The organism is Sulfurospirillum diekertiae, from assembly GCF_002162315.1.
In the GTDB taxonomy this organism is placed as follows: Bacteria; Campylobacterota; Campylobacteria; order Campylobacterales; family Sulfurospirillaceae; genus Sulfurospirillum.
This window is the reverse complement of record NZ_CP021416.1, coordinates 2,531,936-2,547,151: the sequence shown is the minus strand read 5'-3', so window position 1 is coordinate 2,547,151 and position 15,216 is coordinate 2,531,936. Positions and strand designations below refer to the sequence as shown.

The following is a 15,216-nucleotide window of genomic DNA, read 5'->3' as shown; positions in this document are numbered from 1 at the left end:
TATGTGTAATGGTCATCATTTTCTTCATAAACTAACGACTCCTAAAAAGAGTGAACCTCTTAAATGGAGTAGCTTTGATCTCAAAGCTTCATTGCCTCCGATCATTTTCCCAACGCCCAGTTTTTTAGGAAAAGTAGGCGCTGAAACCATTCCCAAAATTGTGCTACATCATCATCGTTTACTGCAAAAAAGTGCTATTGCGCAGATGTATCCAACGGATGATGCTCATTTTTTGGAAGGGGTTGCCAAAGCAAGTCATTTTCTTATTCAGGCCTTAGGGGGCGAGAAAACCTATACCTTTAGTTACGGTCCACCCTCTTTGTGCCGTACTCATGCTCCCTTTGCCATTGACGATGAGAGTAGGGAAGTATGGCTTATGATGTACAAGCAAACCCTCCATGATCTTAATTTTCCTAAAGAGTTGATCGAAGAGTTTTGGAACTGGATTGAGCCTTTTTCGATGCGCATGGTGAACCGTCGAAGTTTGACAACGCCCATGAAGCGTTTTTTATATAAAGATATGAAAGAGGAGTTTGGAATCGTATGAAATGGGGAATTTTTTGCCTCTTTGAGCGCTTTAATGTGAATGCCAACCAAGCGATTGAAAATCAGCTCAAACTGATTGAACTGGTCGATGCGATGCGATTTGATGAAGTTTGGCTGGGGGAACACCACTTTAATGATTTTAGTATTTGTCCTTCTCCGTCACTTCTTTTAGCGTACACTACGGCACGAACGAAGTATGTGAGGCTGGGATGTGCTGGTTTTTTAGCCCCCTTTTATGATGCTATTCGCTTAGCGGAAGAGGTTGCAACGCTAGATCACTTAAGTCAAGGTAGAATCAACCTAGGCTTTGCCAAAGGCGCTTTTGCACCCGATTCAAAGCATTTTAATGTCACAGTAGAAAACCTGCGCCCGATGATGTTTGAGTGTGTGGATGCTGTTACACAGCTTTTACATGTAAAGGATCAACCCGTTGGTTTTGAGGGTAAATTTATTCATTTTTCAGAAGTTGATATCGAGCCAAAACCGTTTCAAGCGAAGATTCCCACGTACATTGCAACGTTTGCCTCAGATGAAACCATCGCCTTTGCTGCCAAAAAAGGTTTTGGGCTGATGCTTTCGCAAGGGGTTGATTTAGACGAATGTGCACGTGTAAGCCAAGCATATGAAGCTATTGCTGGTTTTAAACCGCAGATCGTACTTTTGCGGACATTTTATGTTGCTAAAAGTGATGAAGAAGCAGCTTATAAAGCACGTCCTGCGATTGACCATTTTGCGAAGTCAATGCGTGCGGCCTCTTCATTTCATAAATCACCCCATTTTGATCAAAGCAGATACAAACAGCTTATAGCTGAGAGGAGTACCTTTTTTGATGGGCAGAAATTTTTTGATTGTGGCATTATCGGCGATGCAAAAACATGTATTGCTAAAATCAAAGCCATTCAAGCATGTTTAGAAAATGTCACGATAACGCTTAAACCACTTGGTGTTGATCTTTTTGAAAACATAACGCTTTTACGAACATTCAATGAAGCGGTACGCCCTTATTGCGATGAAAAAAAGGAATGGGAATGAAAAAAATAGTGTGGGCACTTTTGTGTTTACTATTAAGCCTAAGTGCGCGTGAAATTGTCGACATGGGTGGTAAAAAAGTTGAAATTCCCGATGTCATTACCAAAGTGTTTGGTACGTCACCGCCTTCAACTTACATGATCTATACGATTGATTCTTCACTAATTGTAGGGCTTAACTTTAACCATGCCCGTGGGAATAATGAGTCTTCCAATATGCTTGATCCTCGCTTTATGGCACTTCCTGTCGTAGGCGGTCTTCAAGGTGGAGGGAACAGCATGAACCGTGAAACCTTGCTCTCGTTGCATCCCGATGTTGTCTTTTTGTGGAATAACGATGCTTCTAGCCAATTGGCACAGTATCTCTTTGAGAGTAGCAAAATTCCAAGCATTGATGTTGATCTTGAAAGTGTAGAGAGTTTACCGAAAGCCTATCTCTTCTTTGGGGAGGTTTTAGGCAAAGAGCAACGAGCGAAGATACTCTCAGACTATGCAACAAAAGCACTTGAAAAAACAAAAGAGGTTGTCAAGACCAATGCCGCTACACGCCCTGTTGTCTATTACGCAGAGGGTGCGGATGGACTTGCTACGGAGTGTGATCAATCATTTCACTATGAAGCGATCAAATTTGCAGGGGGTATTAATCCCCATTTATGTACCACGAAAAGTGGTATGGGGCTTGAAAAAGTCTCTTTAGAACAGGTGATTTTGTATAACCCTGACATCATTGTGGCGCAAGAGCGAGAATTTGTGGAAAAAGTTAAAAGCGATGCAAGGTGGAACTCCATCAAAGCGGTTCGTGAGGGCAAGATCTTTTTAGTGCCCAAAGTGCCATTTAACTGGATCGACCGACCACCCTCATTTATGCGTCTTTTAGGGGTAAGATGGCTGACACATATCCTTTACAATACACCAAATTCAGAGCAATTTACACAAGAGATGCGTGAATTTTACAAACTCTTTTTAAACATTGATCTAAACGATACACAGCTTCATCACATTTTGGGGCGTGTATGAAAAACTCGCTTCTTTTTAGCATGATTATTGTGGCACTAGGTGCGAGTCTGCTTATTTCTTTGGCTTTGGGACGTTATGAAATTGATCTTAGAACATTAGGGCAACTTCTTTTATGGAAATTTTTTACCATAGGTAGTGCGCCTAACGAAGTAGCACTACTTTCAAATATCGTTTTTGACATACGCTTACCACGTATCTTAGCCGTTGTACTTGTGGGAGCAGCGTTATCGGTTTCAGGTGGAGCATTTCAAGCAATGTTTGTGAATCCTCTGGTCTCTCCTGGAATTTTAGGCGTGCTTGCGGGTGCCTCTTTTGGAGCAGCTCTGGGTATTATGATTTCTGATAGTTGGTTTGGGGTGCAACTTTTTTTCTTTCGTTTTTGGTTTGTGGCTGTTTTAGTGGCACTTGGCGTGGCAAAGATTTATGGTCGAAGTGGTTCACAGACCATTCTTTTAGTCTTAGGTGGTGTCATCTCTAGCTCACTTTTCTCTGCACTGCTTTCTACGGTGAAATATGTTGCCGACCCTTACAATAAACTTCCGACCATTGTTTACTGGCTGATGGGCTCTTTCAGTGCGGTAGATATGAAGATGGTTGCAAATGTCGCTTTCCCACTTCTGATAAGTACGATTATGCTCTGCTTGATGGGCAAATACCTGAACGTTTTAAGTCTTGGTGATGATGATGCCAAAGCTTTGGGTGTACGCGTTACATGGGTACGCAATGGTGCGATTTTATTGGCAACTCTTTTAAGTACCTTAACGGTTGTTGTCGCAGGGATGATTGGTTGGGTAGGGCTTATTATTCCCCATATTGCACGTTTTTTAGTCGGTGCGGATAACCGCATTTTACTTCCAATGTGTGCGCTGTTAGGTGCGACATTTTTAGTCATTGTCGATACGTTGTGTCGTACGTCTATGAGTGTTGAAATTCCCATTGGTATTGCAACATCACTCATTGGTATTCCTATTTTTGTTTTGGCGCTTCGTAATGCTAAAAAAGGGTTCGCATGAGTTTTTATCAAGCCAAAAATCTCTTCTTCTCTTACAATAATAAGCCTGTTTTGCAAGGGGTTAATCTTGCCATTGAAAAAGGTAGTATTGTCTCTCTTTTAGGTCCGAATGGAACGGGGAAAAGTACGTTGATGAAACTTTTTTTGGGACTTTTGACCCCTAAAAGTGGTGAAGTGATCTTAAAAGGTAAAGCATTACAGAGTTATTCCATCAAAGAACGCGCTTACCATGTAAGCTATGTTCCGCAAAGCACACAAGTGGCATTTGCATTTTTTGCGCTGGACATTGTCCTTATGGGTCGCATTGCTTTTGAGACATGGTTTAAAAAGCCAAGTCAGGCTGATATCCAATTAGCACGTGAGGCGATGGATCGGCTGGGTATTTTGCATTTGGAAAAGCGTACCTTTCAAACGCTGAGTGGAGGGGAAAAACAGTTGGTTCTAATCGCACGCTCTTTAGCGCAAGGTGCAAAAATCTTAGTGATGGACGAGCCTGTTTCGGGATTAGACTATGGCAATCAGCTACGCCTTTTAGAGACGATTATGAACCTCTCTCAGGAAGGCTATACGTTTTTAAAATCAACCCATTTCCCTGAACATGCTTTAATGCTCGGTGGTTATACCTATGCCCTAAAAGACGGGCATATCTTAGCGCATGGGCTTACATGTAAAACGATTACACAAGAGCTGATTAACGAACTTTACCATACGAATATTGAGCTCAAACAGACAGCGTGTGGTTATCCCGTCTGCATCCCTTCATTTATTCATACGAAACACTAGGAGGAGGTTAGTTTGTCTTTTCGGGTTAAACAGATCTATCGTTATATAAAATAAAATACTATGTTTGGTAAACATTTTAAAGGAGAAAACTATGAAATACAACGTCGGCTTGGCACTTTCATTGATCACCGCATCTGTGTTGATGGGTGAGACATTTGAACTGGGCAAAATTGAGGTAAGTGAATCAAAAGATATTAGTGCAAATCAGACGACAGAATTTGTAGATGCACAAACAATAAAAGATACAGAGAGTAAAACAGTTGCTCAAGCATTGGAAAACATTCCAGGTACGTATATTCAGCAAACAGGTGCACGAAATGATACGGGTATTCGTATCCGAGGCTTTAATCAAAGTCGTGTGCCTATCTATGTCGATGGTATCCCTGTTTATGTCCCTTACGATAAAACAACGGATTTAAGTCGTTTCACAACCTATGATATTGATGAGATTGATGTATCCAAAGGCTATGTTTCTCCAATGTATGGGGCAAATACAATGGGTGGAGCTGTTAATCTTATCACCAAAAAACCAACGAAAGAGTTTGAAGGCGAAGTGGGTGCGGGTGTTTTTAGCGGTAATGGGCAAGAAGAGTATTTAACCATGGGAACCAATCAAGGGAAATATTATGGGTTGATCTCTGTTTCAAATTACGAAAGAGATTATTTTAAATTATCAAATGATTATACTGCCAATGGGTATGAAAATGGCGGTAGACGAGAAAACTCAGATTCACAAGATCGAAAAATCAATATTAAAGTCGGTTATACGCCTAACGATACGGATGAATATGCTTTTAATTATATTGCACAACGAGGAGAAAAAGGGCAACCCTATTTTGCTAGCGATATAACGGCACCCGTTGCCATGGCAACAAATAGACATTGGTATTGGCCAGACTGGGACAAAACCAGTTATTATTTTCTGACAAAAACTGCACTCAATGATGCAATTATGTTAAAGACACGTTGGTACAGAGATGAGTTTTATAATAAGATAAATTGGTACAATAATTTGCCTTCAACAAGCTCTAAAATAACGGAAGTAACGGAGTATGATGATTATACATTAGGTGGTAATGCTGAGTTAGATTTTAAGTTAACAGAAGCCCAAATGTTAAAATTATCGGTTACGCAAAAAAAAGATTATCATAAAGACATTGATTCTGCTACACCAGGTGTTGATATAAAAGCTGAGGGAACAACAACTTCTTATGGACTCGAATATTCATTAAAAGTGACTGATCAACTTACATGGGTTACGGGCGCTTCTTATGATGAAAATAAAATTGATAAAGCAGAATATCGCAGTGGTAGTTCCATTAAAGAGTTTCCAAAGTATGATACGGATGCGTTCAATCCAGAAACAGCACTTTACTATAAGCTAAGTGATGCGACGACTCTCTATGGAAGTATTGCTAAAAAAAGCAATATGCCTACATTAAAAGATAGATACTCTACTAAGCTGGGTACGTATGTTCCCAATTCCGATTTAAAAGCGGAACGATCTATTAATTATGAAGTGGGTATTGACCAAAAATTAACAGATGCACACGTGGCGCATGTAGCTCTTTTCTTATCCGAATCGGATGATTATATCGCTTCCGTGAATGTTCCAAATGTCGTAGGCGTTTGCACAGGTGGTAAATGCAAGCAAAGTCAAAATATAGGGAAAGAAGAGCATAAAGGCGTTGAAGTCTCTTTAGACTCTTTTTGGGCTGAGTACGTAAGCAGTAGTGTATCGTATACCTATATTGATGCTGATATTAAAGATAATCCAGCCAATCCCTATGTGACGGATATACCAAAACATAGTTTTGCAGGACGTTTAAAATATTCTCCAATCGCCATGGTCGATATTATTCCTCAAGTACGTTATGAGAGTGAGCGCTATGTGAGCAATGATTACCGATATGGTGATTATCAAACCAAAGATTTTTTCTTAATGGATTTGAAAGTTGCTTATCGCCCAGTCAAAGCACTTGAACTCGCAGTTGGTGTTAAAAATATCTTTGATAAAGACTACTTCTATAGCTACGGTTATCCTCAAGAAGGTCGAAGTTACTACGCTAATGCACGCTATAGCTTCTAAAATATTTTACATGTAAAGAGAGTTCAGAGAGCTTTGATGCTCTCTGAACTTTACTATAACTCCTCTAAGTAATATGCATAATTTACATATTTAAGCAATTTTTAAGTTTATAAACTACATTTCTCCTTATAGAACAAAATTAATATTTCTATGTTACATTTCCGTAGTTTGGTAAACCATCGTTTACTAAATGGTAATTTATAACGTGTTGTTCATGATATGTGCTTACGTGTTAAGCATACATACGTATCGATGAAGGCCTATATTAACGTATATTTAGCGTTCCTTCTTTTATACCTCTGTGTTTTTTCCCTCTTATCATTAACGTCACTCTTAGGCGCATTTTAAATCGAGATAATAGATTTGAATTGCTCATTTTGTTTTGCATGTCTTTACATGTAAAAACATACGACCCAAGGAGGAGTGTATGACAAAGATGCGTCGCAGTTTTCTCAAAACTGCTGTGCTAGGCTCAGCTGTGGCAGCCATAGGTGTTTCACCATTGATTTCAGCTGAAAAAGCGCCCATCGCTTCAGGTGGTGTTGTCGTAGGTAAATCTAAAAAAAGAGAGATTACTTACAAAAAAAACGCAAGCATGGGAAGACTATTATAAGTCTGCTCTGTAAGAAAGGAGAGATCAGTGAGTGAAATAATAACTGCATTAAATGCAAAAGTAGGAAGAAGAAGTTTCCTTAAAATGGCAGCGATTGCGGGTGCTTTTGGCGCAACGGCTGGATTTGCCAGTGAAAAAGTAACGCGTGCTGCCACAGAAGAAGAGGTTAAAAATCCTTACCCTGGTTCTAAATTGGTTAAAACAATTTGTAACGTCTGCTCAGTCGGTTGTGGCGTTGTAGCTGAGGTTCACAATGGTGTATGGGTTCGTCAAGAAGTGGCACAAGATCATCCACTCAGCCTTGGTGGTCACTGCTGCAAAGGTGCGGGCATGATCGATATGATTCGCTCCGACGTACGTGTCAAATACCCAATGGAAAAAGTGGGTGGTCAATGGAAACGTATCTCTTGGGAAGATGCTTACACGAAAATTGGCACACAACTAAAAGCCATTCGCGAAAAACACGGCCCTGATGCGGCGATGTTCTTGGGTTCTGCCAAAATGAGCAATGAGCAAGCGTACTATCTTCGTAAATTTGCTGCATTTTACGGTACAAACAACATCGATCACCAAGCAAGGCTTTGCCACAGTTCCACCGTAACGGGAGTTGCGAACACGTTTGGTTATGGTGCGATGACCAACCAACTAGGAGACATTCAAAACTCTAAAGCGGTTCTCATCATGGGTGCAAACCCTGCCGTTGCGCATCCTGTTGGTTTCCAACATTTCTTAAAAGCCAAAGAGCGAAACAACACAAAGTTGATTGTTGTTGAACCGCGCTTTACCAAAACAGCGGCGAAAGCAGATATGTACGTGCGTTTACGTTCTGGTACGGACATTGCGTTTATCTACGGCATGATTCACCTCATTTTGAAAAACGGTTGGGAAGATAAAAAATATTTGCAAGACCGCGTGTATGGCTACGAAGATGTTTTCAAAGAATCTGAGAAATGGACACCGGATGTCGTTTCCAAAGTGACAGGCGTGAGCGAAGAAGAGCTTTACCAAGTGACTAAAACATTTGCAAGTACCAAACCAGGCTGTTTAGTCTGGACGATGGGTTGGACACAACACAGCGTTGGCACGGGAAATACTCGTGTAGGACCAATCTTGCAGATGATTTTGGGCAATATGGGTGTTGAAGGCGGCGGTTGTAACATTCTTCGTGGTCATGACAACGTTCAAGGCGCATCCGATATGGGCTGTTCTTCTGAGACATTACCAGGGTATTATGGATTGGCTGAACCAGCATGGAAACACTTTGCCAACGTCTGGAAAGTCGAGCCTGAGTATATTAAAGGTCGTTTCAAAAATGCTGAGATGATGACTAAAAATGGCTTTACGTTGGCGCGTTGGTCTGAGGGTGTCATGAAAAATGATGCGATTTACAATGGTGGAACCGATCTTAAAGCCCTTGTGGTTATGGGCTGTGGCATTACCTCTACCGCGCAACTTCAAGAGGTCAAAAAAGGACTCGATAACATCGAACTTCTTGTTATCACAGATCCTTTTATCAATGATGCGGCAATTTTGACCGATAGAAAAGATAATTTATTTATTCTCCCTGTGGCAACTCAGTTTGAAACCAGTGGTTCCGTAACCGCAACAGGAAGAAACGTCCAATGGCGAAGTAAAGTCGTTGAACCTCAGTATGAGTGTAAAACAGACCATGACATTATGTTTGAGTTTGCGAAACGTTTAGGCTTTTACGATGAATACACCAAAGCCTTAGGCGATGGTAAAGGTAAATTTGAATGGCCAGAAGATGCAACACGTGAGATTGCACGTGGTATTCGCTCCATCGGTATGGGCGGACATACACCGGAGCGTCTTAAAAAACACCAAGAGAATTGGCATATGTTTGAAGAGGTCAGCATCGCTGGAATGGGACCAATGAAAGGCGAATACTACGGACTTCCATGGCCATGTTGGAATGAAACCCACAGCGGTAGCCCGATTTTGTATAACGTGAACAAACCAGTCTCCGATGGCGGTATGGGATTCCGTCTGAATTGGGGTGTGGAAAAAGATGGCGTCACTCTTCTTGCAGGTGAGGGCAGTGCGCCAAAAGGTTCTGCGATTACGAAAGGTCATGGTCCATTAACTCTTGAAATGCTTGAAAAGGCAGGTGCAACGTTTAGCGAAGAAGAAAAAGCGATCGTTGCAGGTAAAAACTTTGCGACCGATTTGAGTGGAATCCTCATCAAAAAAGGTCTTGCTTTAGGGTTAACACCGTACGGCAATGGCAAAGCAAGAGCCAAAGCGTGGAATTTCCCAGATCAAATCCCTCTTCACAGAGAGCCTATTCACTCACCAAGCCAAGAGATGATCAAAGCATATCCGACCTATCCTGATAAAAAAGATCACTTTAGGGTTGATACAAAATACATCTCCGCACAAACCAGACAAGATTACACGAAAGAGTTCCCACTCATTATGATTACAGGTCGTTTGGTCACACACAGTGGAGCGGGAGCAGAAACAAGAGCTTCTAAATACCTCTCAAAACTCAATCCTGAAATGTTTGTGGATATTCATCCTAACACAGCACTCAATCTAGGCATTCGTAACGGTGAGATGGTATGGGTTTATGGTGTTGAGGGAACACGCATTCATGTGAAAGCGAAATTCTCACAAACGGTGGATGAAAAAACCATTTTTATGCCATTCCACTATATGGGTAAATTCCAAGGTAAAGATCTAAGTGCAAACTATCCAACAGGTACAAAACCTTACGCAACAGGCGAGTCGGCTAACACCGTGGTTGGTTACGGCTATGACATTATGACGCAAATTCCCGAGACAAAAACGGGTCTATGCCGCATCGAAAAAGCGTAGGGGGGAGAGAGATGGAATACGCAAGAATGAAATTTTACTGCGATGAGAGCAGATGTATCGAGTGTGATGGCTGTTCAGTCGCTTGTGCTGAGGCGCATGAGCTTCCAGTAGGTATTAGTAGACGTAAAGTTGTAACGATTAATGAAGGTATTCCTGGTAAGGAACTGATTATAGGCCCCAAAGTGTTTCCACACAGTGCAAAGAAATACTATGCCTTTAATCTCTATAATCGAATAATCCACCAAGTAGCCGCAATAAGCTTTTGGTGATTATACCCACAGGATTCATTATCGTTTTCGGTGACTTCTTTGGTGGTGGAACCTTTTGTAAGAAATGGCAAAAGAACCTCCATGGTATCTTTACCATACCTTTCACTATTGTCGTCATTCCTATGGCTCTGATGTGGCTTAAAGAAGCACTCTTTAACATGGATGATGTCAAATGGTTTATGATCCTAGGAGGTTACCTCTCTAAAGAGAAAAAACCCATCCTAGCAGGGAAGTTTAATGCTGGTCAAAAGATGTGGTACTGGGTAGCAATACTTGGTGGTATTACCATGATCTTAAGTGGTGCATTCATGTTCTTCCTAGACTTTAAAATGCAAATGTTGCATGATCTCACAGGTCTATCTCAAATAGATATGTTAAGAGCAGCAGCGATTATCCATAATGTGATGGGCTTTGCAATCGTTGCAATGTTTATCACCCATGTGTATATGTCCATGTTTGCTATTAAAGGAGCAGTGCATAGTATTATTACTGGGTATGTTGAAGAAGAAGAAGTCAAGATTCTTCATAGTACATGGTATAAGAAACTGAGAGATCAGGGTAAGTTTTAATTTGACACGCTTTACAAGCTAAGCTTGAAAAGCTACGTTAAATACTAGGTCACTGAAGCTTGCCTCTTGCGAGGCAGAGTAAGTACTTTACATGTAAAGAGCAAGAGCGTAAAATCTCTTGCTCTTTATTTATTTTTTAGTGCTACAATATGCGAAACAAGCACGTTAAGGGGAAGGTATGAAAGCTTACTTCTTGCATGGCAGAATTCTTTTACATGTAAAACAGTTCAGAGAGCTTTAATGTTCTCTGAACTATACTTTCCTCCGCTGCTATAACCCTCCAAGTAATATGCTTAATTTACATATTTAAGTTACTTTTAAGTTTTTAAACTACTCTTTTTTTACCATTTTCACCTAAGCAAATCTGTGGTAAATTTACTAGAAATCGGTAAACAGTTGTTTACTAAAATTATATAACGCATCGTAAAAAGAGGGTTTTGTTTCTATAAAGATACCGTGTTTTCCCTTGTTTTCGAGCTTTTTTATCTATTTCAATGAATTCAGACTATATCGGTCTACTTTTGTTGACTTTAAGAAATGAGGAACAAAGCCGTGATAAATAAAGAATCTGTTAATAAAGCCCGCTCACTCTACTATGGCTTCTTGAGCAAAATATTTGTTTTTACAACAAGTTTGGATCGTTACAAAGGTGTTTCAGAAGCACTTGATGTAATGATTGAAAATCCTATTGATGAAAATTCAGCAGAAGCACTCAAAGAAATTAAAGCATTTTTAACTGAAAAAGGTCAAAATGCACTGATTCAAGAGTACGATGATGTCTTCCATAATCCCGCCTACAAAGTCGTTCGCAATACCGCTTCCTATTACGATGAAGGTGTTGAGAGTGGACATCAACGCGTAGCTGTTAAAAATTTCTTAGCCAAAACCAAAATCAGACGCGATGAAGCTAATTTCAAAGAGAATGAAGACAGTGTTGGATTTATCTTTACCTTTATGCATGAACTCATTGAGCTCATTATGCATGGTGGAAAAGAGTATGAAAACATCCAACATTGCCTTTTTACGGAAGTTATAAACCCTTTTATGGATGAGTTTATTATCAACGTTTATGAACATCCAATGTCCAAAGCTTACCAATCTATTGCGATTGTGCTTAACGCATTTATGGCGTTTGAGCGTATGTATTTTGAAGTGGCAAAACCACCTCTTAAAGAAAAAGTTAGAGTTCAAAAACCTGTCGAAGTGATTTCGGGGGCAGAAGCAAGACGAAGAGCGGAAAATAAAGCTAAAAAGATGGCAGGGCTGGAAGCAAAAGTAGAGCGTACCCTACGCAAGTAACCTAAAGAGGTTGCTCAAGAAAATGGTGATTTTTTTGAGCAATCTCTTGCAAAAGGGATTAATGTATACAAGGAGCATTGCATGAATGAGAGCAGACGTGGCTTTGTTGCAAAAGCTGCACTTGTGGGTGCTGTCGCTGCCGTTGGCGTAGTGGGCGTACAAGCAAGTTCTTCTAGTTCAAAAGGTTCAAATGGCGTTGTTGTAGGTAAATCTAAAAAGAAAGAGATTACTTATAAGAAAACACAAGCATGGGAAGATTATTACAAATCTGCCCTATAAACGAGGAGGCATAGCGTTATGGAAAAAACAACCGAACGTGCTCTAACAACGACCGTAGGTCGAAGGTCATTCCTCAAAATGGCAGCCGTTGCTAGCGTATTTGGCGCTACTTCAGGGTTTGCTGGTGAGAATGTGACACGAGCCGCAACAGAGGAAGAGGTTAAAAACCCATTCCCAGGAAGCAAAAAAGTCAAAACCATCTGTACATCATGTTCAGTAGGGTGTGGTGTGATTGCAGAAGTTCAAAATGGAGTATGGGTTCGTCAAGAAGTTGCTCAAGACCACCCAATTAGCCTTGGAGGACACTGCTGTAAAGGTGCAGATATGATCGATATGGTCAGATCTGAAGTACGCCTAAAATATCCAATGGTCAAAGAAAATGGTCAATGGAAACGTCTTTCTTGGGAAGATGCGCTTAACCGTATTGCAACCAAATTGGCAGACCTTAAGAAAAAAGATGGAGCTGATTCTGTTCAGTTTTTAGGCTCCGCAAAAATGGGTAATGAGCAAGCGTATTATTTTAGAAAATTCGCTGCATTTTACGGAACCAATAACACAGATCACCAAGCAAGAATCTGACACTCTTCCACAGTCGCCGGTGTGGCGAATACATTTGGATATGGTGCTATGACAAACTCCCTTGGAGATATTCAAAAGTCTAAAGCAATTATTATTTTTGGCGCTAATCCAGCGGTAAACCATCCAGTTGGTTTCCAACATTTCTTAAAAGCAAAAGAGAGAAATAACGCTCAATTGATCGTTATTGATCCACGTTTTACCAAAACAGCGGCTAAAGCAGATATTTTTGCACAAATTCGCCCTGGTACGGACATTCCGTTTATGTACGGTATGCTTCACCTCATTTTTAAAAATGGTTGGGAAGATAAAGAGTATATTCATGATCGTGTTTACGGTATGGATGATATTCGAACAGAAGCTGCCAAATGGACACCTGAAGTGGTTGCTGATGTAACAGGAATTCCTGCTGAAAAATTGATTCAAATTACAACCTTGTATGCAAAAAATCGTCCTGGTACCTTGATTTGGGCGATGGGTTTAACACAACACAGTATTGGTACAAGTAATACACGTATGGCTCCGATTCTCCAACTTGCGCTTGGTAACATGGGTAAAGCGGGTGGCGGTACAAACATTCTTCGTGGGCACGATAACGTTCAAGGTGCTACCGATATGGGTTGTTTAGCAGATTCACTTCCTGGCTACTACGGTCTAGCGGCTGGTTCTTGGAAATACTTCGCAAAACAATGGGGTGTCGATTATGAGTACCTTGTGTCTCAGTTCAAAGATGCTTCATGGATGGAAAAAAATGGTTTTTCATTGGCTCGTTGGTGGGCAGGTGTTGAAGGCGTTAAAAGCGATGATAAAATTGAAAATGCAGGTACAACGCTAAAAGCTTTGGTTGTTCTGGGTAACGGAATTACGTCTATTGCACAACAAGCAAAAGTTAAAGAAGCTCTTGATAATTTGGAAATGATCGTTTTAGCCGATCCATTTGTCAATGAAGCGGCGATTTTAACTGATAAAAAAGACAATGTGTTCTTACTTCCTGCTGCAACGCAGTTTGAAACCAGTGGTTTGGTTGTTGCAACCAACAGAAGTGCTCAATGGAGATACAAAGTTGTTGAGCCTATGTATGAATGCAAACCCGATCAAGAGATTATGTTTGAACTCGCAAAACGTTTAGGTTTCTATGATCTTTATACCAAAGCCATGTTAATGGAAGAGACAAAAGACGGAAAACTAGCGATGAAAGATAAAAAAGATTTCCAATGGCCAGAAGATGCGACCAATGAAATCGCGCGTATCATCAAAACGATTGGTTTAACAGGCTGGACGGCTGAACGTGTTAAAAAACATACTGACAACTGGCATATGTTTGATGAAGTAACCGGTGCGGGAATGGGACCTATGAAAGGTGAGTTCTACGGACTTCCTTGGCCTTGTTGGACCAAAACACACGGTGGTTCTCCAAATCTTTATGATACCAGTATTCCTGTAAGTCAAGGCGGTATGGGCTTTAGAAATAACTTTGGTTTGGAAAAAGATGGTGTCAACCTCTTGGCTGAAAAAGGTTCTTTCCCTAAAGGTTCAAAAATCGAAGAGGGTTACCCTGAAATCACCAAAGAGAATATTGAGAAAGTGCTTGGCATTACATTGAGCGAAGAAGAAAAAGCAGCAATGGGTGCAAACTGGAAAGTGGATAATTCTAACTTAATCGTTCAAAAAGCATTAGAAGCGGGTCTTTGTCCGTATGGTAATGCAAAAGCAAGAGCGATTGTATGGAACTTCCCAGATAAAATTCCAATGCACAGAGAGCCATTGCATTCACAACGTCATGATTTGACACTTAAATATCCAGCGTATGCGGATAAGCCAAACCATTTCCGTGTTATGACGAAGTATATCTCTGTTCAAAGCGCGAAAGATTATAGTCAAGAGTTCCCAATTAACTTGATTACGGCACGTTTGGTCAATATGAATGGTGCGGGTGTTGAGAATCGTTCATCGAAATACTTAGCAGCCCTAACGCCTGAGATGTTCTGTAGCATTCACCCTGATTTAGCGCTTAAATATGGCATTAAAAATGGGGAGATGATGTGGATTCACTCACCAGAAGGTACTAAAATCAAAGTGAAAGCAAAGCATTCTTTAACCGTACTTCCTGATATGGTCTTTATGCCATTCCACTTTGCAGGCTACTTCCAAGGAACAGATAGAACGGGTAATTTCCCAGCAGGAACAAAACCGTATGCAAGCGGCGAGAGTGTCAATACCGTCACTAACTATGGTTACGACATCATTACTCAGATTCCTGAAACTAAGGGCGGCTTATGCCGCATCGAAAAAGCGTAG

12 protein-coding genes and 1 pseudogene are annotated in these 15,216 nt (G+C 40.7%); all 13 read left to right on the top strand.

Features of this window, described 5'->3' with window-relative positions; translation table 11 throughout:
• Position 1: 1 nt before the first annotated feature.
• The 13 genes and pseudogenes from Sdiek1_RS13040 to Sdiek1_RS12985 all read left to right on the top strand — a co-directional run bounded on the left by Sdiek1_RS13040 (position 2) and on the right by Sdiek1_RS12985 (position 15,216).
• Positions 2-547 carry a globin domain-containing protein gene (locus Sdiek1_RS13040; RefSeq protein ID WP_087439496.1) on the top strand — a complete coding sequence of 182 codons (546 nt, stop codon included), beginning with the start codon at positions 2-4 and terminating at the stop codon, positions 545-547.
• Entirely contained in the window at positions 544-1,578 is a 1,035-nt protein-coding gene (locus tag Sdiek1_RS13035; protein ID WP_087439495.1) for an LLM class flavin-dependent oxidoreductase, read from the top strand. Before Sdiek1_RS13040 ends, Sdiek1_RS13035 begins: the two co-directional genes overlap by 4 nt.
• Positions 1,575-2,591, top strand: coding sequence for an ABC transporter substrate-binding protein (locus Sdiek1_RS13030; RefSeq protein ID WP_161492047.1), 1,017 nt, complete (start codon positions 1,575-1,577; stop codon positions 2,589-2,591). The genes Sdiek1_RS13035 and Sdiek1_RS13030 overlap by 4 nt, the downstream gene beginning before the upstream one ends.
• Complete coding sequence (locus Sdiek1_RS13025; protein WP_087439493.1) at positions 2,588-3,604, top strand: FecCD family ABC transporter permease; 1,017 nt, start codon at positions 2,588-2,590, stop codon at positions 3,602-3,604. Before Sdiek1_RS13030 ends, Sdiek1_RS13025 begins: the two co-directional genes overlap by 4 nt.
• The gene (locus Sdiek1_RS13020) at positions 3,601-4,386 is read left to right on the top strand and encodes an ABC transporter ATP-binding protein (protein ID WP_087439492.1); all 786 of its coding nucleotides are present in this window, start codon (positions 3,601-3,603) and stop codon (positions 4,384-4,386) included. Before Sdiek1_RS13025 ends, Sdiek1_RS13020 begins: the two co-directional genes overlap by 4 nt.
• Positions 4,387-4,477: 91 nt before the next feature.
• Positions 4,478-6,475 (top strand): TonB-dependent receptor plug domain-containing protein, encoded by a 1,998-nt coding sequence (locus Sdiek1_RS13015; protein WP_087439491.1) that lies wholly within the window; start codon positions 4,478-4,480, stop codon positions 6,473-6,475.
• Between the two features lie 427 nt (positions 6,476-6,902).
• The gene (locus tag Sdiek1_RS13010) at positions 6,903-7,088 is read left to right on the top strand and encodes a twin-arginine translocation signal domain-containing protein (protein ID WP_238099021.1); all 186 of its coding nucleotides are present in this window, start codon (positions 6,903-6,905) and stop codon (positions 7,086-7,088) included.
• Positions 7,089-7,172: 84 nt separating this feature from the next.
• On the top strand, positions 7,173-9,926 hold the full coding sequence (locus Sdiek1_RS13005) for a formate dehydrogenase subunit alpha (RefSeq protein ID WP_192866795.1): 2,754 nt from the start codon (positions 7,173-7,175) through the stop codon (positions 9,924-9,926).
• 11 nt (positions 9,927-9,937) lie between these two features.
• Positions 9,938-10,090 (top strand): annotated as a pseudogene (locus tag Sdiek1_RS14760) (formate dehydrogenase); the annotation flags it as partial.
• 101 nt (positions 10,091-10,191) lie between these two features.
• Positions 10,192-10,764 carry a formate dehydrogenase subunit gamma gene (locus Sdiek1_RS13000; protein ID WP_238099019.1) on the top strand — a complete coding sequence of 191 codons (573 nt, stop codon included), beginning with the start codon at positions 10,192-10,194 and terminating at the stop codon, positions 10,762-10,764.
• Positions 10,765-11,316: 552 nt separating this feature from the next.
• Positions 11,317-12,063 (top strand): TorD/DmsD family molecular chaperone, encoded by a 747-nt coding sequence (locus Sdiek1_RS12995; protein WP_087439490.1) that lies wholly within the window; start codon positions 11,317-11,319, stop codon positions 12,061-12,063.
• A gap of 81 nt (positions 12,064-12,144) precedes the next feature.
• Positions 12,145-12,342, top strand: a complete 198-nt coding sequence (locus Sdiek1_RS12990) for a twin-arginine translocation signal domain-containing protein (RefSeq protein WP_087439489.1) — start codon at positions 12,145-12,147, stop codon at positions 12,340-12,342.
• Positions 12,343-12,360: 18 nt separating this feature from the next.
• Positions 12,361-15,216 carry a formate dehydrogenase subunit alpha gene (locus Sdiek1_RS12985; RefSeq protein ID WP_087439488.1) on the top strand — a complete coding sequence of 952 codons (2,856 nt, stop codon included), beginning with the start codon at positions 12,361-12,363 and terminating at the stop codon, positions 15,214-15,216.

Bases quoted from the DNA above. Each gene is read 5' to 3' on its own strand.
- Sdiek1_RS13040 (WP_087439496.1), top strand. From the start codon at position 2: ATGTGTAATGGTCATCATTTTCTTCATAAACTAACGACTCCTAAAAAG.
- Sdiek1_RS13035 (WP_087439495.1), top strand. From the start codon at position 544: ATGAAATGGGGAATTTTTTGCCTCTTTGAGCGCTTTAATGTGAATGCC.
- Sdiek1_RS13030 (WP_161492047.1), top strand. From the start codon at position 1,575: ATGAAAAAAATAGTGTGGGCACTTTTGTGTTTACTATTAAGCCTAAGT.
- Sdiek1_RS13025 (WP_087439493.1), top strand. From the start codon at position 2,588: ATGAAAAACTCGCTTCTTTTTAGCATGATTATTGTGGCACTAGGTGCG.
- Sdiek1_RS13020 (WP_087439492.1), top strand. From the start codon at position 3,601: ATGAGTTTTTATCAAGCCAAAAATCTCTTCTTCTCTTACAATAATAAG.
- Sdiek1_RS13015 (WP_087439491.1), top strand. From the start codon at position 4,478: ATGAAATACAACGTCGGCTTGGCACTTTCATTGATCACCGCATCTGTG.
- Sdiek1_RS13010 (WP_238099021.1), top strand. From the start codon at position 6,903: ATGACAAAGATGCGTCGCAGTTTTCTCAAAACTGCTGTGCTAGGCTCA.
- Sdiek1_RS13005 (WP_192866795.1), top strand. From the start codon at position 7,173: ATGGCAGCGATTGCGGGTGCTTTTGGCGCAACGGCTGGATTTGCCAGT.
- Sdiek1_RS12990 (WP_087439489.1), top strand. From the start codon at position 12,145: ATGAATGAGAGCAGACGTGGCTTTGTTGCAAAAGCTGCACTTGTGGGT.